At 70.5% G+C, this 22,667-nt stretch carries 24 protein-coding genes; 14 read left to right on the forward strand and 10 right to left on the reverse strand.

Annotation, left to right across the window (positions count from 1 at the left end; genetic code table 11):
• Positions 1-116 precede the first annotated feature (116 nt).
• A complete protein-coding gene (locus ACIA8D_RS33210; protein ID WP_399237910.1) occupies positions 117-794 on the forward strand; it encodes an AIM24 family protein in 678 nt (225 codons plus the stop codon).
• Here ACIA8D_RS33210 and ACIA8D_RS33215 read toward each other — a convergent pair.
• Positions 791-1,261 (reverse strand): Lrp/AsnC family transcriptional regulator, encoded by a 471-nt coding sequence (locus tag ACIA8D_RS33215; protein ID WP_399237911.1) that lies wholly within the window; start codon positions 1,259-1,261, stop codon positions 791-793. The genes ACIA8D_RS33210 and ACIA8D_RS33215 overlap by 4 nt on opposite strands.
• A 93-nt stretch (positions 1,262-1,354) precedes the next feature.
• Here ACIA8D_RS33215 and ACIA8D_RS33220 point away from each other — a divergent pair, with 93 nt between their 5' ends.
• A complete protein-coding gene (locus tag ACIA8D_RS33220) occupies positions 1,355-1,828 on the forward strand; it encodes a rhodanese-like domain-containing protein (protein ID WP_399237912.1) in 474 nt (157 codons plus the stop codon).
• A gap of 105 nt (positions 1,829-1,933) precedes the next feature.
• On the opposite strand, the gene ACIA8D_RS33225 is transcribed toward ACIA8D_RS33220, so the two are convergent.
• Complete coding sequence (locus tag ACIA8D_RS33225; protein ID WP_399237960.1) at positions 1,934-2,392, reverse strand: SRPBCC family protein; 459 nt, start codon at positions 2,390-2,392, stop codon at positions 1,934-1,936.
• Positions 2,393-2,606: 214 nt separating this feature from the next.
• Here ACIA8D_RS33225 and ACIA8D_RS33230 point away from each other — a divergent pair, with 214 nt between their 5' ends.
• The 5 genes from ACIA8D_RS33230 to ACIA8D_RS33250 all read left to right on the forward strand — a co-directional run bounded on the left by ACIA8D_RS33230 (position 2,607) and on the right by ACIA8D_RS33250 (position 7,409).
• Positions 2,607-4,127, forward strand: coding sequence for an MFS transporter (locus tag ACIA8D_RS33230; RefSeq protein ID WP_399237913.1), 1,521 nt, complete (start codon positions 2,607-2,609; stop codon positions 4,125-4,127).
• A gap of 228 nt (positions 4,128-4,355) precedes the next feature.
• Positions 4,356-5,123 (forward strand): GNAT family N-acetyltransferase, encoded by a 768-nt coding sequence (locus ACIA8D_RS33235; RefSeq protein WP_399237961.1) that lies wholly within the window; start codon positions 4,356-4,358, stop codon positions 5,121-5,123.
• Between the two features lie 171 nt (positions 5,124-5,294).
• On the forward strand, positions 5,295-5,711 hold the full coding sequence (locus ACIA8D_RS33240; protein WP_399237914.1) for a two-component system response regulator: 417 nt from the start codon (positions 5,295-5,297) through the stop codon (positions 5,709-5,711).
• 103 nt (positions 5,712-5,814) lie between these two features.
• On the forward strand, positions 5,815-6,252 hold the full coding sequence (locus ACIA8D_RS33245) for an NfeD family protein (protein WP_399237915.1): 438 nt from the start codon (positions 5,815-5,817) through the stop codon (positions 6,250-6,252).
• Between the two features lie 56 nt (positions 6,253-6,308).
• The gene (locus ACIA8D_RS33250) at positions 6,309-7,409 is read left to right on the forward strand and encodes an SPFH domain-containing protein (RefSeq protein WP_399237916.1); all 1,101 of its coding nucleotides are present in this window, start codon (positions 6,309-6,311) and stop codon (positions 7,407-7,409) included.
• A gap of 16 nt (positions 7,410-7,425) precedes the next feature.
• On the opposite strand, the gene ACIA8D_RS33255 is transcribed toward ACIA8D_RS33250, so the two are convergent.
• The 3 genes from ACIA8D_RS33255 to ACIA8D_RS33265 all read right to left on the reverse strand — a co-directional run bounded on the left by ACIA8D_RS33255 (position 7,426) and on the right by ACIA8D_RS33265 (position 11,037).
• Positions 7,426-8,424, reverse strand: coding sequence for a 3-hydroxyacyl-CoA dehydrogenase NAD-binding domain-containing protein (locus tag ACIA8D_RS33255; RefSeq protein ID WP_399237917.1), 999 nt, complete (start codon positions 8,422-8,424; stop codon positions 7,426-7,428).
• Positions 8,421-9,533: an NAD/NADP octopine/nopaline dehydrogenase family protein gene (locus ACIA8D_RS33260; RefSeq protein ID WP_399237919.1), complete on the reverse strand. Its 1,113-nt coding sequence runs from the start codon at positions 9,531-9,533 to the stop codon at positions 8,421-8,423. Before ACIA8D_RS33260 ends, ACIA8D_RS33255 begins: the two co-directional genes overlap by 4 nt.
• A gap of 82 nt (positions 9,534-9,615) precedes the next feature.
• Complete coding sequence (locus ACIA8D_RS33265; RefSeq protein WP_399237920.1) at positions 9,616-11,037, reverse strand: spinster family MFS transporter; 1,422 nt, start codon at positions 11,035-11,037, stop codon at positions 9,616-9,618.
• Between the two features lie 213 nt (positions 11,038-11,250).
• Between ACIA8D_RS33265 and ACIA8D_RS33270 the strand changes: the two genes are divergently transcribed.
• Both ACIA8D_RS33270 and ACIA8D_RS33275 read left to right on the forward strand, forming a co-directional pair.
• The gene (locus ACIA8D_RS33270) at positions 11,251-11,457 is read left to right on the forward strand and encodes an EF-hand domain-containing protein (RefSeq protein WP_399237962.1); all 207 of its coding nucleotides are present in this window, start codon (positions 11,251-11,253) and stop codon (positions 11,455-11,457) included.
• Between the two features lie 162 nt (positions 11,458-11,619).
• The gene (locus tag ACIA8D_RS33275; RefSeq protein WP_399237922.1) at positions 11,620-12,093 is read left to right on the forward strand and encodes a pyridoxamine 5'-phosphate oxidase family protein; all 474 of its coding nucleotides are present in this window, start codon (positions 11,620-11,622) and stop codon (positions 12,091-12,093) included.
• Here ACIA8D_RS33275 and ACIA8D_RS33280 read toward each other — a convergent pair.
• Positions 12,053-12,613 carry a VanZ family protein gene (locus tag ACIA8D_RS33280; protein ID WP_399237923.1) on the reverse strand — a complete coding sequence of 187 codons (561 nt, stop codon included), beginning with the start codon at positions 12,611-12,613 and terminating at the stop codon, positions 12,053-12,055. The two genes, ACIA8D_RS33275 and ACIA8D_RS33280, sit on opposite strands and share 41 nt — an antisense overlap.
• A 326-nt stretch (positions 12,614-12,939) precedes the next feature.
• On the opposite strand from ACIA8D_RS33280, the gene ACIA8D_RS33285 reads away from it, so the two are divergent.
• From ACIA8D_RS33285 to proP, 5 genes are all read left to right on the forward strand, one after another.
• Entirely contained in the window at positions 12,940-13,458 is a 519-nt protein-coding gene (locus tag ACIA8D_RS33285; protein WP_399237924.1) for a lytic polysaccharide monooxygenase auxiliary activity family 9 protein, read from the forward strand.
• 151 nt (positions 13,459-13,609) lie between these two features.
• Positions 13,610-14,335 (forward strand): chitinase, encoded by a 726-nt coding sequence (locus tag ACIA8D_RS33290; protein ID WP_399237925.1) that lies wholly within the window; start codon positions 13,610-13,612, stop codon positions 14,333-14,335.
• A gap of 80 nt (positions 14,336-14,415) precedes the next feature.
• A complete protein-coding gene (locus tag ACIA8D_RS33295) occupies positions 14,416-15,366 on the forward strand; it encodes an MFS transporter (RefSeq protein WP_399237926.1) in 951 nt (316 codons plus the stop codon).
• Entirely contained in the window at positions 15,282-15,677 is a 396-nt protein-coding gene (locus tag ACIA8D_RS33300; protein WP_399237927.1) for an MFS transporter, read from the forward strand. Before ACIA8D_RS33295 ends, ACIA8D_RS33300 begins: the two co-directional genes overlap by 85 nt.
• Before the next feature lie 135 nt (positions 15,678-15,812).
• Positions 15,813-17,279, forward strand: coding sequence for a glycine betaine/L-proline transporter ProP (proP, locus tag ACIA8D_RS33305; RefSeq protein WP_399237928.1), 1,467 nt, complete (start codon positions 15,813-15,815; stop codon positions 17,277-17,279).
• A 21-nt stretch (positions 17,280-17,300) separates the two neighbouring features.
• Here proP and ACIA8D_RS33310 read toward each other — a convergent pair whose 3' ends face one another.
• From ACIA8D_RS33310 to ACIA8D_RS33325, 4 genes are all read right to left on the reverse strand, one after another.
• Positions 17,301-17,966, reverse strand: coding sequence for a hypothetical protein (locus tag ACIA8D_RS33310; protein WP_399237929.1), 666 nt, complete (start codon positions 17,964-17,966; stop codon positions 17,301-17,303).
• 156 nt (positions 17,967-18,122) lie between these two features.
• Positions 18,123-19,865 carry a family 43 glycosylhydrolase gene (locus tag ACIA8D_RS33315; RefSeq protein ID WP_399237930.1) on the reverse strand — a complete coding sequence of 581 codons (1,743 nt, stop codon included), beginning with the start codon at positions 19,863-19,865 and terminating at the stop codon, positions 18,123-18,125.
• 56 nt (positions 19,866-19,921) lie between these two features.
• Complete coding sequence (locus tag ACIA8D_RS33320) at positions 19,922-20,431, reverse strand: hypothetical protein (protein WP_399237931.1); 510 nt, start codon at positions 20,429-20,431, stop codon at positions 19,922-19,924.
• 176 nt (positions 20,432-20,607) lie between these two features.
• Positions 20,608-22,398: a coagulation factor 5/8 type domain-containing protein gene (locus ACIA8D_RS33325; protein ID WP_399237932.1), complete on the reverse strand. Its 1,791-nt coding sequence runs from the start codon at positions 22,396-22,398 to the stop codon at positions 20,608-20,610.
• Between the last annotated feature and the right edge of the window lie 269 nt (positions 22,399-22,667).

The following is a 22,667-nucleotide window of genomic DNA, read 5'->3' on the forward strand; positions in this document are numbered from 1 at the left end:
AGCAACGCGCGATGTCGGCGGATTTTCCCGTGGCCGGGAGGGGCCGTCAATGGTTCCCCGACCCGGCCCCGGTCTCACCCTTGTAGGAACGATTCCCTCCGGGCCACGATGCCCGCATGAAGGGTGATCTCTTTGCCAGTGAGTACATGGTGCAGCCCGCTGCCGCGCCGGGCATGACCGTGCAGAACGCCAAGTCGATCCGGTATGTGATCGACGGCGAGATGCTGGCTCGGCAGGGGGCGATGGTCGCCTACCGGGGGAATCTGCAGTTCGAGCGGAAGGGGCAAGGTGTTGGCGGCATGCTGAAGCGGGCCGTCACCGGGGAGGGGCTTCCCGTGATGAAGGTGCGCGGGCAGGGCGAGGCCTGGTTCGCGCAGGAGGCGCAGAACGTGTTCGTCGTGGATCTCGAACCCGGCGATGTGTTCACCGTCAACGGCCGCAACGTGCTGTGCTTCGACGCCACACTGTCGTACGAGATCAAGACGGTGAAGGGAGCCGGGATCAGCGGCGGCGGCCTCTTCAACAGCGTCTTCACCGGGCAGGGACGGCTCGGCCTGGTCTGCGAGGGCAATCCGCTGGTGTTCCCCGTCTCGCCGCAGCAGGCGGTGTACGTGGACACGGACGCGGTCGTCGGGTGGAGCGCCAACCTGCGTACCTCACTGCACCGTTCGCAGTCGCTTGGCTCGATGATCCGCGGCGGCTCCGGGGAAGCGGTGCAACTGATGCTGGAAGGCGAGGGATTCGTGGTCGTACGGCCCAGCGAGGCGACCCCGCAGAAGCCGCAGCAGCACTAGTCCGACGCGCCCCGGGACACCGCCGTCGTCACCGAGCGGCTGGGCAGCGGGCTGGAGTAGACGATGTTCGTAGTGATGGAGCCGAGCGCGGCGATGCGGCCCGCGGTGCGCTCCAGGTCCCGCATGGAACGGGCGACGACCTTGAGGATGAAGCAGTCCTCCCCCGTCACATGGTGGGCTTCCACGATTTCGGGGGTGACGGCGAGCAGGTCGTGGAACGGCTTGTAGTTGCTCGTGGGGTAGCCGAGCCGGACGAAGGCCAGGATGTCGAGCCCCAGCGCTTCGGGGCTCACGGTCGCGCAGTAGCCGGAGATGACACCGCTCTCCTCCAGGCGCCTGACCCGTTCCGTGACGGCGCTCGGCGACATGGAAACGATCCGGGCGAGCTCGGCATAGCTGGCCCGCCCGTTGTGCTGCAGGGCTTCCAACAGGCGTATGTCGGTGGTGTCGAGGGAATCGGCGGCCATGGCTGATTGATACCACGGATTGCCCGACACACGGCGGGTGAGACCGTGGATCTCGGGTTCTGGGGAAGGCGCGGTCGATCTAGCGTTCTGGGCATGACCACACACCACATCAGCCCCGCCCTTCGAGTGCCGCCGGCCCCACCCGCCGAGGCCGCCGCCTTCTTCGCCGCGCGACTGTCCTTCCAGGCAGACGTGTCCGATGTCCACGCCGCTCTTGAGTCCGACGACCCGGGCTTCGTCCTCGTCGACTCACGCGGCGAGGAGGCGTGGGCCCAGGCACATGTGCCGGGTGCGCTGCACCTGCCGACCGCCGCGATCCCCGAGCGCGCCGCGAGCCTGCTGGATCCCGCGGTCCCGGTCATCACCTACTGCTGGGGGCCCGGCTGCGACGGCGCGACCCGTGCGGCGCTCGCGGCCGCCCGGCTCGGCTTCCACGTCAAGGAGATGATCGGCGGGATCGAGTACTGGATCCGCGAGGGGTTCCCCGTCGAGGAGGCGAACGGCGTCGCACGCCGCGCGGCCGACCCTTTGACGGCGCCCGTCGGGGCCGTCCACTGCGCCTGCTAGGCGGGCATGCTCCGGGGGCCATGGCCGGGAAAGGCGCCACCGCGCTACCAGCGCCGCAACCGTCGCAGCGCGGGCGGGCAGGCCACGGCCCGCCGGCTTCGGGACCTACAAAACCGCGTGCGGCGCGTTCGCGTGTTCCTCCACCGCGATCCGCGCCAGCTTCGTCAGCATCATGCCGTTGCGGACCGCGACCAGATAGTCGACCGGGAGCCCGTGCATCCGCGTGCCCGGGCCCCGGAGCGGGTGCCAGTCGAGGACGAAGAGGGTGTGTTCGGCCCACGGGATGAGGTTCATCGCGATGCGCGCCGCGCCGAACGGGTCGGCCTTCGCCTCGAGTTCGAGGCGGTGTTCCGGTTCGCAGATCCTGACCGTACTGGTGTCGTCGAGGGTCAGCGGGCCGAGGCCGACCCGCACCTTCAGCACGGTGCCCACGTCCGGCCAGGCGGGATCGACGTCGAGCACCCGTTGGGTGCCCGTCACCCACTCCCCGTAGCGGTAGCCGTCCGAGAGCAGCGCCCAGACCTCGGCGGGCGAGCTCAGGATCAGTCGGCGGGTCCTGGCCATGGGGTCGGTCACGCTCCTGTTCCCAGGGTCCCAGCGGATACGGTTCCCGGCGCATACAGTTCCAGCGGATACCGCTGGCGCATTTCAGGACAAAGCTAACAGCGGGCCCGCGACCGCGCCTGGGAAGGCGACCCCACGCCCGGCCCGACACCCGGCCCCGCCCGGCGTGACACGACGGTCGCGTACGGGCGCGGGCTCCGCGAGAATGTGCGCGATGGCAGCGACGGCCGGCCCCTCTCCCGACGCCGCCCCCGAGGTCCGGCTCTCGTCGGCGCGCGGGCGGTGGATCCTCGCGTGTGTGGTCCTTGCCTCCGGGATGGCCATGCTCGACGGGACCGTCGTGAACGTCGCGCTGCCGACCATGGGCCGCGATCTCGGAGCCTCCCTGTCGGCGCTGCAATGGGTCGTCAACGCCTACATGCTCACGCTGTCCGCGCTGCTCCTGTGGGGCGGCGCGATGGGCGACCGGATCGGTCGGCGGCGGGCTCTCGTGCTGGGTGTGGCCTGGTTCGCGGTCGCCTCGGCGGCGTGCGGACTCGCGCCGAACGAGGGCACGCTGATCGCGGCGCGGGCGCTCCAGGGCGTCGGCGGGGCGCTGCTGACTCCCGGGTCGCTCGCGCTGGTGCGGTCGGTGTTCCACCCCGACGACCAGGCCCGCGCGGTGGGCGCCTGGTCGGGCCTGACCGGCGTCGCGGGCGCGCTCGGGCCGTTTCTCGGCGGGTGGCTGATCGACGGGCCCGGGTGGCGGTGGATCTTCCTCATCAATGTGCCGATCGCCGCCGTCGTCCTGGTCATCGCCGTGCGGTACGTCCCCGAGAGCCGGGACGCCGCGGCGGGCGACGCCCCGTTCGACCAGCTGGGCGCCGTCCTCGCGGCGGTGTGTCTGGCCGGGGTGAGCTACGCGCTGATCGGGTCGTCGGGCGGCGGCGCGTCCGCCGTGTCGACCGGCGTGCCCGCGCTCGTCGGGCTCTCCGCCGGTGTCGTCTTCCTGGCCGTGGAGCGGCGGCGGGCCGCGCCGATGCTGCCACCGTCACTCTTCCGTTCGCGCCTCTTCAGCGCCGCGAACGGGATGACGCTGTGCCTGTACGCGGGCATCGGCGGCATCCTGTTCCTGCTGCCGGTCCAGCTCCAAGTCGCCTTGGGCTACGACGCGTTGGAGGCGGGAGTCGCGACGCTGCCGGTGACCGCGCTGATGCTGCTGCTCTCCCCCAGGGCCGGCGATCTGGCGCACCGGGTGGGCCCGACGCCGCCGCTGGTCGTGGGGCCCGCCGTCGCCGCGGTCGGGGTGCTGCTGATGCTGCGGATCGGTCCGGGGTCGTCGTACGCGGCCGATGTGCTGCCCGCGGTCGCCGTTCTCGGGCTCGGCATGAGCCTGTTCGTGGCCCCGCTGACCACGACGGTCCTCGCCTCGGTGGATCCGGAGCACGCCGGTCTCGCGAGCGGCGTCAACAACACGGCGGCGCGGGTGGCGCAGCTGCTGGTGGTCGCCGCGCTGCCGCTGGCCGTCGGACTGTCGGGGGACGCCTATACGCGGCCCGAGGCAGTGGACACGTCGTTCCACCGGGCCGCGCTCGGGTGCGCCGCGCTGTTCGTGCTGGGCGCCGCCACCGCGGCCCTGTTCATCCGGCCACGGGCGGTGCGCCCGCGCCTGGAGGACGCGCCCCGCCCGCAGTGCCGGTCCCATCTCGGGGTCTTCGCACCGGCGTTGGAGCCGGGCGAGGAACCACGCCGGTAGGCCCGCGTACGCGATCCTCGTACCCGACCCTCGTACGCGATCCTCAAACCCGATCCTCGTACGCGACCCTCGTACGCGGCAGAGGCCCTTGGCCGTTCCGCCGGCGGAGAGGTCGGCCGCGTCGCCGTCGGGCGCCGGCACAAATCCACCTGCGTCCCGCGCCCCGGCGTGCTGGAATCGTGCCTCGTGAACGACCATTTCCCCAGCACGGCGGAGCTCACGGACAGGATGGAGCGGAACCTGGCCGAGCACGCCTGCCATCTGCACCGCACCATGCCCGGCGCGACCGTCACGGAGACCGACGACCTCCTGATCGCGGACAGCGGCCTGGCCGACGACACCTTCAACATCGTCGCCGCGGCCCGCTTCACCGACGGCACGGCGACGGCCCGCATCGCCGAGACGCACCGGGCGCTGGCCCGCACCGGCCGCCCGTTCTCCTGGTGGGTGGGGCCCTCCTCGCGGCCGTCGGACCTCGGCGACCGGCTCACGGCGGCCGGCCTGCCCGAGGCGGAGCGCGAGACGGCGATGTGGGCCGAGCTGGACGACACACTGCCGTCGCCGGACGCGCCGGGGCTGGACATCCGGGCGGTCGCCATGCCCGAGCAGCTCGCCGACTACGCCACCGTCCTCTCCGCGAACTGGGACCCGCTGTCGGCCACGGTCCGCCGCTTCTTCGCCCAGGCCGCCCCGCAGGCCCTCTCCGCGCACTGCCCGGCCCGCTACCTGGTCGGATACGCGGACGGCCGTCCGGTCTGCACGGCCGAGGTGTTCCAGCACGCGGGGGTGGCCGGGATCTTCAACATCACCACCCTGTCCGCGCACCGTCGACGCGGCTACGGCGGCGCCATCACCCTCGCCGCGCTCCACACGGCCCGCGCCCGGGACCACCGGATCGCGGTCCTCCAGGCGTCCGCCGAGGGCGCACCCGTCTACCGCCGCCTGGGATTCCGCGCGTGCGGCGAGTTCACCGAACACGCTGTCGCCGCAGCGTGAGGCGCATCCGCGTCCGTGATCCCGGCGGTCGCGCAGGTGACGATGGTTTCGAGCCCGCGCTCGGCGTTGACGAGCGCACGGCAAAAACTGCACCATACTCGCTCAACGGCCCCACACACCGCCGCCCCACGGCGTACGGTGAACCGCCCCCCCCCAGTTAGGAGCGGGAGTATGTGCGGCATCACGGTGCTCGTCGTGGACAACCACCGCGAGACCCTCGTCGCCCTCGAGGCCGCACTGGACCCGTTGCCCTGCTGCATCGAGACGGCCGAGAGCGGGGACCAGGCACTCAAGGCGGTGCTGCGCGGCGGCATCGACCTCGTCCTCCTCGACGTCGTCATGCCCGGCATGACCGGCTTGGAGGTCGCCCGCTATCTGCACCGCCTCGACCAGACCCGGCACATCCCGGTGCTTCTGATGACAGGCATGGTCGGCCACGCCCAGCTCACCGAAGAGGCCTACGAGATCGGTGTCGCCGACCTTCTCGTCAAGCCCGTCGCCCCCTGGCTGCTGCGCCTCAAGATCGCCGCCCACTTGCGCTACCTCCGGCGCATCAAAGAGCTGACCGCGGAACAGGACCCGACCTGATCTGCGTACCCTCCGCGCCAGAAACACGCCGGTTACGTCTGTTCTGTCCGGTGTTCCAGGCGGTAGCTTTGACGAAAGGTCGCCCTGAGGGAGGCTGATCGCCATGCCGTGGTACTTCTGGCTGCTTGCCGCCGCGGGTCTCGCCACCGCGGAGTTCTTCACGCTGACGCTGGTCTTCGGCCTGTTCGCGGGTGCGGCCCTGGTCACGGCGGTGGTCGCGGGCGTGGGTGTCGGTCTGCTGGGCCAGCTCGTGGCACTCGGGGTCACCGCGGCGGCCGGCCTCGTCCTCGTACGGCCCGTCGTCCTGCGCCACCTGGCGCAGACACCGCTCACCCGCGACGGCAGCGACGCGCTGATCGGCAGGCCTGCCGAAGTCATGCAGGAGGTCACCGCGACCCGCGGCCTGATCAAGCTGTCCGGGGAGGAATGGTCCGCTCGCGCCCTCGACGAGAGCCAGGTGATCCCCGTGGGGGCGCTGGTCGACGTCATGGAGATCCAGGGCGCGACAGCTGTCGTCTACCCCAGAGAACTCCTGCCCTGAAACCCGCACCGCACTGCATCACACTGAACTGCTGACCATCCAGCAACGGAGGAAGCGTGGACGCCATTCTCATCCCGATTCTGGTGGCGGTCGTCGTCGTCATCTTTCTCGTGGCCACCTCCGTGCGGATCGTCCCGCAGGCCCGCCGCTACAACATCGAGCGGTTCGGCCGCTACCGGCGGACGCTGCAGCCCGGCCTGAACCTCGTGGTGCCGGTGGCCGACCGCGTCAACACCAAGCTCGATGTGCGCGAGCAGGTCTATTCGTCCGACCCCAGGCCGGTCATCACCGAGGACAACCTCGTGGTGAACATCGACACCGTCCTCTACTACCAGATCACCGACCCGAGGGCAGCGGCCTACGAGGTCTCCGACTACCTGCAGGCGATCGACCAGCTCACCGTGACCACGCTGCGCAACGTCATCGGCAGCATGGACCTGGAGGAGACCCTCACCTCCCGCGAGGAGATCAACACCCGGCTGCGGACCGTCCTCGACGACGCCACCGGCAAGTGGGGCATCCGCGTCAACCGCGTCGAGATCAAGGCCATCGACCCGCCGAACACGATCAAGGAGGCGATGGAGAAGCAGATGCGCGCCGAGCGGGACAAGCGCGCGGCGATCCTGCACGCCGAGGGCGAGCGACAGGCCAAGATCCTCACCGCCGAGGGCACGAAGCAGAAGGACATCCTGGAGGCACAGGGCACGCAGCAGGCCATGATCCTGCGGGCCGACGGCGAGGCCAAGGCCGTGGAGCGCGTCTTCCAGGCCGTCCACCGCAACAACGCCGACCCGAAGATCCTCGCCTACAAGTACCTGGAGACGCTGCCGCACCTGGCGAAGAGCGAGAACAACACGTTCTGGGTGATCCCGGGAGAGCTGACGGAGGCGGTCCGCTCCGTCTCCAGCGCCTTCGGCGACCACTCGAACATGGGGCTGCCCAAGAACGCGCAGCAGCCCGAGGAGTCCCCCTCCGAGCCCGACACCACGGACAGTGCCGGGGCCCCGGAGATCGAGCCGGGCCCGCAGACCACCGCCGCCGCGGCGGCCGACGAGGTCGCCAAGCAGGCCGCGGCCGCGGTCAACAACGCGAAGGCCGAGGCCGAGGCCGCCAGGACGACCCAGTCACCGAGCCGGGGGAAGCCGTCCGCCGACTGAGTATCAGTCGTACGTCTCAGTCGCCGTCCGGCGGCGTCACCGGACGCTCCGACAACACCGGCTCCGCCCGCAGCTCCGGCCCCCGCAGCCGCAGCAGTTCCTCGAACTCCCGCATGCGGCCCGCCTGGTACGCGGCGATGCGCTCGGGGTCGTAGTCGTAGAAGCCGGTGTGGTCCTGGAGGCCGCGGCGGTGGGCCGTCATGTTGTCCTCGACCACGGCCGGTGCACGGAAGCGGTCGCCGAGCTGGGCGGTCAGGTAGCGCGAGGCGTAGTACAGGATGTCGCCGCCGCCCCAGTCGATGAACTCCAGCGGGCCCAGCACGGAGAAGCGCGTGCCCAGTCCCGCGCGGACCGCCAGGTCGATGTCGGTGGCGGTCGCGACGCCCTCCTCGACCATGCGGGCGGCCTCGTTCATGACGAGGGCCTGGAGGCGGGGCACGATGTAGCCGGCGGCGGGGCCGCAGACGACCGGTATCTTGCCGATGCGGCGCAGCAGGCCGGTCATCCGCTCCACCTGCGCGGGGTCGGTGCGGTCGCTGCGGCTGACCTCGACGAGAGGCATGAGGTCGGCGGGGTTCAGCCAGTGCGCGTTCAGGACGCGGCTCGGGTCCGTCACGAGGTCGGCGATCTCGGTGACGAGGAAGGTGGACGTCGTCGAGGCGATGACCGCGTCGGCGGACACATGCGTGTCGACCCACGCCAGGGCGTCCCGCTTGACCTCGATGACCTCGGGCACGGCCTCGAACACGACGTCCGCGGCGGCGAGCCGATCCTGTACCGACTCCCGGTCGCAGACGAGGAGTTGGGGCGTCCGGCCGGAGCCGGCGTCGGTTCGCAGGCGTTCCAGAACCTGTTCCTCCGCCGCCTTCCGGTACGGCGCCCGGTCCTCGACCGTCTCCTTGACGTCCGCGAGGACCACGTCCGTCCCGGCCGCCAGGAAGGCGCGGGCGATGCCCTGCCCCATGCGTCCGGCGCCGACCACCACCACGTCGACGCCTCGTTCCGTGTCCGTCATGCGGGCAACCCTTCGTGCAGCAGCTTGGTCAGTTCCGGGCGGGTGAGCCGGGCCAGGCCGAGGGACTCCAGCGTGCGTCCCTCGGCGTACAGGTCCCTGCCGGTGACGGCGGACGCGAGGCTCAACAGGCCCTGCGCGACCGGCGTGGGGACGTCGGCCCAACGCCCCACCGACACCAGGAAGGACAGCCCGAGGCGGGTGTCCTCCAGCATGTAACGGTGGTCGAGCAGGTCGATCTTCTCCCGCCAGTCGCCGCTGTCCGTGAGCCGTTCGTGGGCCGCGCGCCCGTACATCCACTCGTCGCCGTCCGCCGCATAGTGGTCGGCGAGCGGGAAGTGCGGGGCCGCGTAGCCGAGCGCCTCGCGGACCGCGATCCGTTCGGCGTCGAGGGCGTCGGTGACCCGGCGGATCGACGGCTGGGTCCCCTCGTTGTGGATGTCCCAGGCCGAACTGTGCTCCAGCGGACCGGCGTTCATGAGGATGAGCGGCGGATGGATCACCGGGCCCGCGTTCATGAGGGCCCCGCTGAGGCTGTCCTCGACCGGCTCGACGGCCGGATACGCCTCCCGCAGCACGCGGAACGCGGCCTCGGACGAGCGGGCGGGGAACACGCCGGTGGGCAGACGCGTCGCGTATCCGCTCACCACCACCTCGTACGGTCCGTGCGTACGCGCCAAGTACGGCAGCGTCCCGGTCTCGGCGAGCTCGACGTCCGCCGTGTTCCCCGCCTCGGCCAGCGCCTGCGCGAACAGCACCGTGCCGAAGGTGCCCGGCGGGAGGAACACCACCTGGCCGTCCTGGAGCAGTGGTGCCACCCGGGCCGCCAGGTCCTCGTGCACGGTCGCCGGCAGCGGAACGACGACGAGCCGCGCGCCGCGTACGGCGTCCGCGAGGTCCGCGACGGGGTGGACGGTCCCCGCGCGCGCCGTGCCGCTCACGGTGACGTCCCTGGTGCCGCGGCGGTCGCGGACGGTGAGGGCGCCGAGTTCACGCAGGCCGTCCAGGGCCTTGGTGTCCCGCCGCCACCAGCGCACGGTGTGCCCGTTCTCCGCGAGTTCCGCCGCCGCGGCGAAACAGCCGTGCCCGCCACCGAGGATCGTGATGTCCATGTGTGCTTCCGTTCCCTTCAGTTGAGCGTACGAAGCGTGGTTGCACGGGTCCTGCGCTAGGGCCTGTCGTTTGGATCAGGCTCTAGCCGGCGGCGCCCGATTCCTGAACGGCGACGTCCCTGGCCTCGGCGGCGATCCGTTCCTCGTGGGCGAGGCTCTTGCGGAAGTGGGCGCAGCCGCGCCACAGCAGCACGATGCTGCCGACCGAGGCGACGCCGTACACCAGCGACAGGGATGTACCGATGCGCCGGCTCGATCCGAGGAGCTCGTCGGTGACCAGCGCGACGAGCGTCGTGCCCAGGCCCACGGCGGACAGGTTCGAGATGAGCAGGAAAACCGCGGACACCTGGGCGCGCATCTGGTTGGGGCTCAGGACCTGCATCGCGGCGGTGGACGCGGGCATCGGGAACGAGGCGAAGAACATCGTGACCGCGAGCAGCACAAGGGACAGCCACAGGGGCCTGACGTGCGGGAAGACGATGACTGGCACGAGCATGCCGACAGCGCCGATGACACCGGCGCGCATCGCACCGTCCGGGTGGCCGAGCTTGGTGAGCCGGTCGACGAGCCATCCGCCGAAGAGCACGCCCGAGCCGTTGGCCAGCAGCACGACGCCGCCCAGCACATAGCCGACCTCGGTCGGGCTCAGCCCGAAGGCGCGCATGTAGAAGGCCGGCACCCAGGCCATGAGGCCGAGCAGCACCATCGCGTAGCAGGAGAAGCCCGCGTAGTGGCAGAGGAACGTCCGCGTGTGGCTGCGCAGGAAGGTGAACACGTCGCGCATGGCCACCTTGCGCACGGCGCCTGCGGAGTCCCGTGCGAGGCCGCGCCGCACCGGGTCGCGGACGGTCAGCAGGAACACGAGCGCGACGAGCAGTCCTGGCAGCCCGATGATGAAGAACGTCAACTGCCAGGCACGTACGTCGCCGACGAGCGGGACGGCCACGGTGTCGACGTCCTTGAGCAGCCCGATGACGTATCCGCCGATGAAGAACGCGGCGCTGCCCCCGATGAAGGAGCCGAGCGAGTAGATGCCGGCCGCCCGGCCCAGCCGGCTCTTGGGGAACATGTCGCTGAACATCGAGTACGCGGACGGCGTCAGCGAGGCCTCGCCCACACCCACCCCGACCCGGGCCAGGAACATGTGGGCGAACCCCTTGCTCAGCCCGGACAGCGCGGTGGCCAAGCTCCACAGCGCGATGCCGATGGAGATGATCACGGGCCGCGAGCGGCGGTCGGCGAGCGCGGCGATGGGCAGCCCCATCACCGAGTACAGGACGGAGAAGGCGAGCCCGCTCAGGAGGCTGAACTGGGTGTCCGTCAGGCTCAGGTCCCGCTTGATGGGCTCGATCATCAGCGACAGGGCCTGGCGGTCCACGAAGGACAGGACGTAGGCAGCCGTGCAGATGCCGACGATGTAGTTCTTGTACCGCTCGGACATCCGGGGTCCGGGTTCGAGGTCGATTCCGGAGTAGTTTTCGGACAGCTGGGACTGCTGGGTCATGGGACGGCGCCTCATCGGGTCTGGGTGGGGTGGTGCCCGGTACGAGATGGAGCTGGCCGGCGAGTTCAGAGGCTAGCCACGCCCCACTCGGCCGGCCATCCCTGGAATCCCGGTGCGGAATCGGGGATTTCCCGCATTCCCGGAGGCGCTGGAGGAGGTCCTAGAGTGGGGGCGGTCTTGGCACAGCAAGGAAATGAGGATCAAGTGGTCGACATGGCAGCCGCGGCGCGGAAGGTCTTCGACCGGTACGACGTCGACGGGGACGGGCAGTTGACTGCCGAAGAGTACCGGCAGGTCATCGCGGAGCTCGGCGACACGAGTGTCACGGCGGAGGCCGCGCAGGACCTCATCGACACCATCGACACCGACGGCGACCGGAAGGTCTCGTTCGACGAGTTCCGGGCCTCCATGGGGCTCTGAACCTGGCAGTACGCCACCATCGCCTGTGCCCTCGGATCGGTCGGTCCGGGGGCACAGGTGTGTGTACGTGCGCGAGCCGGGGAGCGGAGCGGACCTCGGTCGCCGGGCGTAGGTCCTGCGCCCGAGGCGCGCGTCGCGTCCGCCTGGCTAGGGTCGGCGTTCATGGAGACCACGGGAATCGTTCGCCGTCCCACGGCGGAGCGCACACGCGACACTCTTGAGCGGCTCGCCACCGAACGGGACGTATGGGTGTCGACGGCCCACCCCGAACACGGCCCGCACCAAGTGCCGTTGTGGTTCCTGTGGGACGGACTCGCGATGTGGTTGTGCACCAGCGCCACGTCGGCGACGGCGCGAAACGTCCGCGCAGAACCGCGCGTGCACCTGTCGCTGCCGGACACCTACGACGTCGTGCTCGTACAAGGCGAGGCGGAGGGCTTCCCCGACCAGGAGGTTCCCGACGCGGCCGCGGAGGCGTTCACCGACAAGTTCGGCTGGGATCCACGCTCGGAGGAGAACCCCTTTCTGTACGTGCGTGTGGTCCCGCGGACCGTGCGCGCCTGGCGCGGTGAGCCGGAACTGCGCGGGCGAGTCGTCATGCGTGACGGGAAGTGGCTCGAGGGCCCGTTGGCGTAGCCGGTTCGTCGACCGGTTCGGCCCGCCGTTGCCACCAATGACGGCGGCGCGGGTGCAGCGCCCGGCCGAGGCGACGTCCGATGACGAGGTAACCGACGAAGGCGCCCGACGCGTTGAGGATCACGTCGTCGACGTCGAACGCCCGGCCTTCGACCAGCAGCCCCTGAGCGGTCTCGACGGTCAGCATCACGAACGCCGTCATGAGCACCACCCGCACGAAGCCCCGGGTGCGCGGGAAGAGCACCGGCAGCAGCACCCCGAACGGGACCCCGAGCAGGACGTTCCCCCCGACCTGCTTGATCGTGTCGCGCCAGTCGGGCTGGTCGAAGTACAGGCCGATGGAACGGCCCGGGTGCAGGTTGGTGTGCGTCAGCGACTGCGACACGGGCGAAGGAACGAGCGTGGCCCTCGCCAGCGCCACCGCGAAGGCCACCATGCAGACGAAGCCGACCACCATCGCGAGGGCGCGGACCAGTCGGCGGCCCCACGAGTACCGCCGCTTGCGGGATTCCTTTTCCATATACCCCCGGTTACCACGGAGTTGGGCATCGCACACGCCCGACGGCCCGCCGACCGGCCGACCTCGGCCACCACCTCGCCCGGCCGGAACATCTCGGTCCACGGCGGCCTCTCGTTCCTCGCGAACACCTTGACACGCTCACGCCCCCTTGTATGGTCTAGTCCAAGCAACGGCCTTGCTGCTCAGGGGAGTTCACCCGCGCCTCGCGTCGGGCGGCCCCCTCCTGCCCCCTTCGCGCCTCTTGGTCCCCACCCTCGAGAGGCCGACCCGAGCGTGCGCCCCCACTTCACGCACGCCCCGGGAAGACCTGAAGTGAAGGAGTACGCATGAACGCCAGAAGGAAGACCGCCGCGCTCATCGGCGCGGCCCTGGCCCCGGTCATCGCCGTCAGCCTTCCCGCCGGTTCGGCGAGCGCCCACGGCTACATCAACTCCCCGCCCAGCCGACAGGCGCAGTGCGCGGAGGGCACCGTCTCCTGCGGTGACATCACCTACGAGCCGCAGAGCGTCGAGGGCCCCAAGGGGCTGACGAGCTGCAGCGGCGGCAACAGCCGGTTCGCCGAGCTGGACGACGACTCCAAGGGCTGGATCGCCACCCCCGTCCCGAAGAACGCCACCTTCCAGTGGAAGCTGACGGCGCAGCACGCCACGAGCACCTGGCAGTACTTCGTCGGCGGCCAGGAGATCGCCGAGTTCAACGACAACGGCGCGAAGCCGGGCGCCACGGTCAGCCACCAGGTGGACTTCGGCTCCCTGACGGGCAAGCAGAAGGTGCTGGCCGTCTGGAACATCGCCGACACGTCGAACGCCTTCTACGCCTGCATCGACGTGAACGTCGGCGGCTGAGCGAGCGCGCACCTCGGTACGGCGGCGCCGCGGGTCTTCCCCCACGGCGGGCTACCGGTCCCCCACGGGAACCAGCCGTCCGTCACGGCCCGCGGCGCCGCACCCCCCACTGCCCCCCCCACCACTCCTCCCTCGATCGGAGTGCTTCGCCATGCGCCTCCGCACCCCCAGTCTGCTGACCGCCACCGCATGCGCCGCCGCCCTCGGGTCCCTGGCCCTGGCCGGCCCCGCGGTCGCCGAAAAGTCCGGCGCCCAGGCCGACTTCGTCGTCAGCCAGAGCCAGTTCGACCAGATGTTTCCGGGCCGCAACTCCTTCTACACGTACGAGGGCCTGACCGCCGCGCTCAGCGCCTACCCGGGGTTCACCGGCACGGGCAGCGACACCGTGCGCAAGCAGGAGGCCGCGGCCTTCCTCGCGAACGTGAGCCACGAGACCGGCGGCCTGGTGTACGTCGTCGAGCAGAACACCGCCAACTACCCGCACTACTGCGACAGTTCACAGCCGTACGGCTGTCCGGCGGGTACCGACAAGTACTACGGGCGCGGCCCGATCCAGCTCAGCTGGAACTTCAACTACAAGGCGGCGGGCGACGCCCTCGGCATCGACCTGCTGCACAACCCCGACCTCGTGCAGAACGACGCGGCCGTCGCCTGGAAGACCGGCCTGTGGTACTGGAACACCCAGAGCGGCCCCGGCACCATGACCCCGCACAACGCGATGGTCAACGGGGCCGGGTTCGGCGAGACGATCCGCAGCATCAACGGCACCCTGGAGTGCAACGGGGCCAATCCCGGCCAGGTCCAGAGCCGTATCGACAACTACAAGAAGTTCAGCCAGATCCTGGGCGTCGACCCGGGAGCGAACCTGAGCTGCTGAAGCGGCGATGACGGCGGCCGGCCTGCTGTCCCTGACGAGGCATTGCCCGGACGCGGGCCGGCTGGAACGCTCTTGCGGTCATGGTCAAGGGTGAGTTCATTCTGTGGATGCTGGTCTCGCTGACGAGCAGGACACCCGTGGCCATGGCGCCCCTGGCGCTGGTGTTCCTCACCCGGCACGGCGCGGGCGGTTACACGGCGGGGGCCGCTCTGGGCTCCGCCTACGTCCTGGGAGAGGTGGCCGGTGCGCCACTGCTCGGGGCGCGCCTGCACGGTTCCCGGATGCGGCGCCAGTTGGCCGTCGGCCTCGCGGTCGGGGCATGCGCCTTCGTGGCCCTCCCACTCGCACGCTCGGCCCCGCTGCCCGTCCTGACGGTTCTCGCCTTCCTGGCCGGCGCGGCACCGGCCGGCTGCCCCGGCGGGGCACGCGTCCTCCTCACGCGCATGGTGCAGGACACCGCCGTGTCGCGCGCCTTGAGCATGGAGGCGACGCTGACCCAGATCATCTGGGCCGCGTCGCCCGGCCTCGTGGTCCTCCTCGCCCTTCAGGTCGACGCCGGGGCGCCCTTGCTGCTGGGAGGCGTCCTCGCGGGCACCGCCGCGCTGCTGCTGTTGCGGCTGCCCGAACACCCCGCCGCCGGGCCCGCCGGGCGGCCCGGGACAGCGGCGTTCCGGGTCCTGCTGTCCGCCTGGCCGGTCTACCTCACCAGCGCGGCCGCCATGACGATGCTGGCCACGGCGGAGCTCGTCCTGCCCGCCCTGCTGGAGGACCGGCAGGTGGCCGTCGGCTGGGCCGGTCCGCTGCTCGCCGGCTTCGCGCTGGCGGGGGCCGCCGGGGCGCTCTGTTACGGCATGCGGTCCTGGCCGGGCTCCGCTACGGCATGCGGTCCTGGCCGGGCTCCGCGCGGGCCCAGAGCCTGGTCCTGCTCACGGTCACCGCCTGCTGCGTGGGACTCATCGCGGTGCTGCCGGGCCTGCCCGGCATCGCCGCCGGCCTCCTCCTCGCGGGCCTCTTCCAGTCGGGCGTCATGATCGCCCGGAGCCTCGGCCTGCGCGAGCGCCTGCCCGAGCACGCCCACGCAGGCGCCTACTCCGTCATGTACGCGGCCGGGGGCATCGGCTACGGCCTCACCGCGGCGCTGTCCGCGGTGGTCCTGAGCGCGGCGTCCCCCGCTGTCGCCGTCGTCGGAGGCGCCGCCGTCGCCCTGGTGACCACCGCCGTCTGCGCACTCGCCGAGCGCGGGCGGGATCCGGGGCGGGGGCAGGAGCGAGAACAGGAACGGGAGACGGACCGGTGTGCCGAAGCGCGTGCCGGGAAGCCGTCCCCGAAGTGCGCCGAGTGATCAATGTGCGGAGACTCGGCCCTGATGCACTGAGATGAGGACGACAGCGAGAGGTGGCATCGGCACGTGGCCCACACACCTTCTGACGGCCCGACCACCAGAGGCCGCAAGCGCATTCCGGAGACCGTCGCGGTGATGCCCCAGCATGTGCGAGAGGAACTGGTCCGCCGACTGCGGCGCACCAAGCGGGCCTATCGCAAGCAGGACGTCCAGGTCGTCGAGAAGCCACTGCTCAAGCGGGCCGTCGGGGCCTCGGCGCTCGGCAATTGCATGGAATGGTTCGACTTCGGCGTCTACAGCTATCTCGCCGCCACCATCGGCAAGGTCTTCTTCCCCGGCGCCTCCCCGGGCGCCCAGCTCATCTCGTCCTTCGCGACCTTTGCCGCGGCGTTCGTGGTGCGGCCGCTCGGCGGCCTGGTCTTCGGCCCGCTCGGTGACCGCATCGGGCGGCAGAAGGTGCTCGCCACGACCATGATCATGATGGCGGCCGGCACGTTCTCGATCGGCCTCATCCCGAGCTACGAGACGATCGGTATCGCCGCTCCCGTCCTGCTGCTGGTCGCCCGAATGGTGCAGGGCTTCTCGACCGGTGGCGAGTACGGCGGTGCCACCACGTTCGTCGCCGAGTACTCACCGGACCGACGGCGCGGCTTCCTGTCCAGCTGGCTCGACTTCGGCACCTTCGTCGGCTACGCCCTCGGCTCCGCGCTCGTCACCGTGCTGAACATCGCTCTCACGGACGACCAGATGCTGTCCTGGGGCTGGCGCCTGCCGTTCCTGATCGCGGGGCCGCTGGGTGTCATCGGCCTGTACATGCGGCTCAAGCTGGAGGAGTCGCCCGCCTTCCAGCAGCAGCTCGACGAACACGAGAAGGGCCTCGCCCAGGAATCGGTCGGCAGCGAGTTCAAGACCATCGTCCGCGAGCACTGGCGGCCCCTGCTGGTGTGCATGGGCCTGGTCCTGCTCTACAACGTCACGAACTACATGGTCACCGGCTATCTGCCGAGCTATCAGACGGAGGCGCTCGACCGCTCCAGCGACTCGGCGGACATCCTGGTGCTGATCGGCATGGTGTGGATCGTCATCCTCATCACCTTCCTCGGGCGGCTCAGCGACCACATCGGCAGGCGCCCCCTGTACGCGGGCGGGGCGATCGCCATGATCGTCCTCGCCATCCCCGCCTTCCTCCTCATCAAGTCGGAGGGCACCTGGCCGCCCATCTTCGGCGTGCTGATCCTCTCCACGCTCCTGGCCTGCTTCGCCGCACCGAGCGCCGCCACGCTGCCCGCGCTGTTCCCGACCGCGGTGCGGTACGCGGCGATGGGCATCGGCTTCAACTTCGCCGTGGCGGCGTTCGGCGGCACCACCCCGCTGGTGACGGAGGCCCTGGTCAACGCGACCGGCGACAAGCTGATCCCCGCCTACTACCTGATGGTGGCGGGGGCCATCGGCCTGGTGACCGTCAAGTTCCTGCCGGAGAGCGCGCAGCTGCCGCTGAACGGCTCCCAGCCGATGGTCGGTTCGACGGAGGAACAGAAGGAACTCATCGACACGTCCCAGGACCTGTACCGGTACGCCAAGGAGGAGTCGTCGACGCGTTGACCGCGAACCGACCCGACCGGGTCAACGCAGCTTGTTCACCGCTGTCACCGTCGTCTTCTTGAAGGCGGTCACCGGGGCGTCGCGGTAGGAGCCCATCTGGCCCCACCGGACCACGGTCACGACGTTGCCGTCTCGGCCCACCGAGAACAGGTTGATGTCGGACGCGCCCCACGTCGTCGTGGTGTGCACGCCGTAGACGTACGCGCCTTCCTCGACGGAGAGCCGGCCGTAGTACTTCTGCGTGGCCGTGACGTCCGGGTTCTGGTTCATCACCGACGCGGCGCACCCGGCCAGGTCCTTGCGGAGCAGCGCCGCGAAGTCCTTGGCGCGCTGCGCGCTGCGCTCGACCACGGTCACCTGGAGCGCGGTGGCGTCGAGGTCCGTGTGGTACGCCCGGTGCACGGAGATCGACGGCAGCGCCTCCCCCACGCACATCGGCAACGGATCCGGCTGCCCGGCCGTGACCGGCCCCGCGTACCAGGGGGACGACGGGTGCGGCGGCAGCTGGGAGGCGGACAGGAACCTCGGCGAGTCGGCCGCCGACGCCGGCGCCGTCGTCACGGCGACGCCCGCGGTGGCGGCCACCGCGGCGGTCAGCGCCCACAGTCCCCTCCTGGCGCGAGGGCTGTTCCTTCGGGTCGTTCGGGCCGTTCCGGTCGTTCGGGTACGGACAAGCGTGTTCGTCATCGGTGGGCTCCCCGTATCATCGCGTTTGTGGTCATACATGACGTTTCTTATCGTTCGACCTGTCCTGTACGACCCGCGACACGACGTCCCCGTTGCCCCGACTTGTGTCACGACTCTGTCACCGCGATCGGAGGGGCCCTCGTAGCAACTCCGAGCTCAGCGCACCACGATGGGCACCGTCACGGTCACCGCCTTCGCGCGCGCCCCGGGCCGCGCCTCCTGATGCACGTCGCGGTACGAGCCGTCGGCGCGGCGCCGCTGGTACACGAGGGTCAGCCGGGCCGTACCCCGGCGCAGTCCGTGGAGCGTCACCGTGCCGTCCTCGACGCGGGCCGACGCGGGTCCGGCCGGGCGCAGTTCGGCCCGCACCCGGTTCTCCGGCGCCGCCAGGTCGAAGGCGGCGCCCGCGGCGCTGCGCACCGTGCAGACGACGTCCGCCGCCCCGCCCACGCTCACCGTGACCGGCTCGGCGGTGAGCGTGAACGGGGCGGTTCCGGCGGGTACGGGCTCGTCGCCGGTGGACTGGTCGATGGTGAGCAGCGGGCGGCCCGCCGCGTCCAGGCGGTGGTCGTCGATGCGCAGCCGCTCGGTGTAGACGACTCGGTCGGGGGACGTGGGCGAGGTCCGGCCGTGGTGCACGTAGTACAGCTCGCTGCCGTCCGGCGAGGAGGTCAGGCTGCCGTGGCCGGTGGAGTACATCACGACGTCGGGATTCTGCGAAAGCACCGGATTCTCCCGGTACTTGCGCCACGGGCCCAGCGGGTGGTCCGCGACGGCGTAGCCCACGCCGTAGTACTGGTTCTCGAAGTTGTTGGCCGAGTAGGTCAGGTAGTACACGGTGCGCCGCTCACCGGCGTGCACGTACGTGTGCCGCCAGGCCGTGGAGCCCTCTTCCCAGCGGCGGTCCTTCTTCGAACCACCCGACGTGGCATGGTCGTTGACGTGTGCGTCCTCCCAGGGCTGCGGGTCGGCGCCGTAGGTGAGGACGGGCACGAACCCGTCCCGGCGCCGCCCGTCGCCCTCGGTCCCCGCGTTGGTGTCGGCGTAACGGGGATGGACGGTGGGCATGGTGGCGCCCTCCGGGTCCCGCCACCACCGCGTGGTCAGCTCGACGGCGGCGATGTTGGACTCCTCGATGTACTTGCCGAGGCGGGTGTCCCACACCCAGTTGCGGTAGGCGTTGCTGGAGAAGTAGAGGTAGATCCGACCGTCGTCGAAGAGCAGGTTCGCGTCGATCATCGGGATGTAGGAGCCGAGCGGTGCGGTGCGCCCCTCCTCCTCGGTGGCCGGCGGGGTGAGCTGGTCGGCACCCATGATGACGTTGACGTCGTGGTAGTCCGGCTTGTACGGGTGGTAGTCCAGCGGCCGGTCGTCGATGTTGCGGAACGGGCCCTCGGGTGTGCGGGACACCGCGACGCCGATCGAGCACGGCTCCTCGAAGTCCGCGTAGCGGAAGTACCGTTCGGCCAGGTCGCTGCCCATGCGGGCTGCGTAGAACAGGTAGTACAGGCCGGTGTCGGGGTTGCGGTACACCTCCGGTGCCCAGAACCAGTCCTTGCCCCACTGCTTCGGGTCGTCGGCGCGCAACGCCCCGCCCGGCAGCCGTTCCCACGTCGACAGGTCGGGCGAGCGATGCACACCGAAGTAGTGTCCGTCGTCCGAACCGCCCGTGCAGTAGGCGTAGTAGTAGCCGCTGGGCTCGTCGAACAGCACGTAGGGGTCGCCGCCGGACGTCTCCGCGTCGTTGGCGTACGTGGCGTCGGTGGCCGCACCACGGCCGGGTTCGCGTGCGGAGGCGACGGCGGCGCCCGGTGTCAGGGCCGCGGCGGCGAGGGCCAGCGTCCCGCCGAGGACGGCGCGTCTGGCGGGCGGGAGAGAGCTTTCGGGCTCGCGACTCATGACGACACCTTCCTCAACGGGACTACGGGGAGCTGGAGTTGGCGGGCTCGCGGCGGTCAGCAGCCGCCGCAGTTGTAGAACGTCACGTCCCAGTGGTTGCCCTCGTCGGCGTACACGTTGCCGGACGCGGCCTTGTACTGCGGGGCGCCGTCGCCGCGCAGGCCGATGTAGGTGAAGTGGTTCTTGACGTAGCTGGTGACGCAGGTGTTCTTGCCGAAGTCGAGCTTGTAGCCGTTCCAGTGCGAGTAGGTGCCGCTCGCGTGCCCGGTCTCGGTGCCACCGGTGATGTTGAGCGCGCACCCACTGGCCGACTTCAGTGTCTGGGCGCCTTGGGCGGTGGCGAGGTTGAGCTGGTCGAAGGAGGTGCATGTGGACACGTTGCGGTTCGAACAGCCGCCGGACGACGACCAGGTGATCCCGGATGATCTGAACATCGAGGTCGCCGTCGCGTGCGAGATCTTCGTGGCGGCGAACGCGTCGGTCGAGGTCGTCAGCACGCCGAAGCCGGGGGCGATGAGAGCGCCCGTGGTGAGGGCGAGTGCGGTGAGCGCGGAGCGGATACGCATGGGGATCGCGGCCTTCCTGCCAGTGCCTGAGTCCTGAGTGGGATGTGACAGCTGTGGTGCAGGTGGATCGGCCCAGATCGTGCCAGGGTCTACGCGCGTGGGGAAGACCCCGGCCGGCCGGGGACGCGGCGACCGACCGGGCCGCCGCGCCCCTCCGGGGCCCGGCAGGGGGGCTGTCAGGGGTAGGACACGACGGTCGACGGGACGGTGTCGCTACCCGAGGTGGCGGCGCCGGTGTCGTTGATGACGTGTTCGTACTGGCCCTTGCCGCCCAGTGACACCACGAGCAGATCGTGGAACTTCACACCTGCTGTGTTCGGCGCGGCGAAGCCGTGGTGCTGCACGATCGTCGGGTCGACGTTGTAGAAGCAGTACGAGCCGAGGCCCCACCCCTCGTGCTCCGTCACGGAGTTGGCGACTTTGTAGGCGGCGAAGCCCTTCACGTCGCCGTTCTGCACCGCCGCCTGGTTCGGGGCGTCGTACGCCTTCTCGTTCTGGAAGAAGATGGTGCGGCCGCGCTCGCCGTTCCACTGGACGTCGTACTTGTTGAAGTGCTCGACGAACAGGCCGGTCATCAGCACGTCGTCGCCGTTCACGACGACGCCGTAATCGGCCCGGTTGGTGTCCCAGCCGACGCCCTCGCCGTGGTCGGCGCGCCACACCCAGGTGTGGTCGACGATGGTGTGCCGGGCGTTGACGACCAGGCTGGTGGTGGCCTTGCCGGCGCCGGCGCCACCGATGCGGACGAACACGTCCTGCACGGTGATCGGGTCGGCGGAGTGGTCGGCGGAGGCGCCCTGCGGGCCGATCTCGATCAGGGTGGGCGAGTTGACGGTGCCCGCGTCCACCAGGAATCCGGCGAGCCGAACGCCGCTCACGTCCGCCACCTTCAGCGCAGTGACGCCGCCGTCCGGGACGAGGGTGGCGTAGCCGAGACCGAGGACGACGGTGCCCGCGCGGTCCACTTGGATCGGGGCGTCGAGGTGGTAAATGCCGGGTGTGAGAAGGAGGTTGAGCCCTTGGGCGAGGGCGGCGTTGAGGGTGCTCGCGCTGACGCCGGGCTGGGCGACGTAGAAGCGGTCGAGGGCGAGCGAGGTGCCGCGCGGTGTGCCGCTGCCCCAGGACGTGCCGCGTGCGCCGGTCCGCTTCTCGGGCAGGAACACCTTGTAGTCGGCGCCGTCCAGGTACAGGAACGGCTTCTCGCGCGAGACCGGGGTGGTGTCGAGGGTGGTGTACGGCGGGTTCGGGAAGCTCTGCGCGGGCGCGCCCTCGACTCCCGAGAACACCATGTTCCAGACGCCGTTGAGCCAGCCGCCGACGGAGGAGTCACGGGTGTACCACTGCTGCTGCGAGTACGGCCCTACGCTGCCGTCGATGCGGCTGTCCGCGATGTAGCCGCCGCTGGCCCAACCGTAGCCGTCGGGCGAGAGGTTGAGGCCGCCGCGCACATGCATGCGGCGGAACGGGGCGGCCTGGGCGACGGCCCACCGGTTCGTCCCGTTGACCGGCACCAGCGCGAGGTTCTCGGCCGAGCGCCAGAAGTTCTGCGTGGCGTTCCCGTCGAACCAGCCGGCGTCGACGGTCACGTCGCCGTTGATGGTGGTGTCGTCCGGGGACAGACCGAGCCCGGATATCGAGGTGTAGAAGCCGAGTTGGGCGTTGAGCCCGTTGTACGTGCCGGGCTTGAACAGCAGTTGGTAGCGCCCGCCGCCGAACTGGGCGGACTCCTGCTGCTTGAAGATCTCGTCCAGCTTGGCCTGGATGCCGGGCGTGGACGGGTCGAACACGATCACGTTGGGCCCGAGATCGCCGCCCGCGGCGAGGGGCTTGCTGCGTGCGGACGAAGGGGCGGGCGCGGCGGACGCCGACGTCGCCCCGAGGGCGGGCAGCGCGGCGCCGAGGGCGGCCGCGCCGAGGACTCTGCGGCGCGACAGTCGCGGGTTCCGGGGCAGGGGGAAGCGAGTCACAGCGGCTCTCCTGGTTCATGAAATGAACGAGTGGGGGTCATGGGAGCGCTCTCTTGGCGACGCATGCTTCAGTGTCGTGAACCCTGCGTCAAGAGTTGCCGCAGACTTAGTTCATGAAGTGACGGAAGGGGGTCGGCGACGAGCCCGTCGACTCGGCCCGCCCCGGCTGTCGCCGCGCCTAGGGCTTGTCGTTTGGATCAGGCCGGGCTCGCGGGGCCTGGCACGCACGCTCGCGGCGTTGTCGTCGATCGACGACGCTCCGCGTCGCC

Origin of the sequence: Streptomyces sp. NPDC051684, from assembly GCF_044453445.1 — a bacterium.
Classification (GTDB): domain Bacteria; phylum Actinomycetota; class Actinomycetes; order Streptomycetales; family Streptomycetaceae; genus Streptomyces.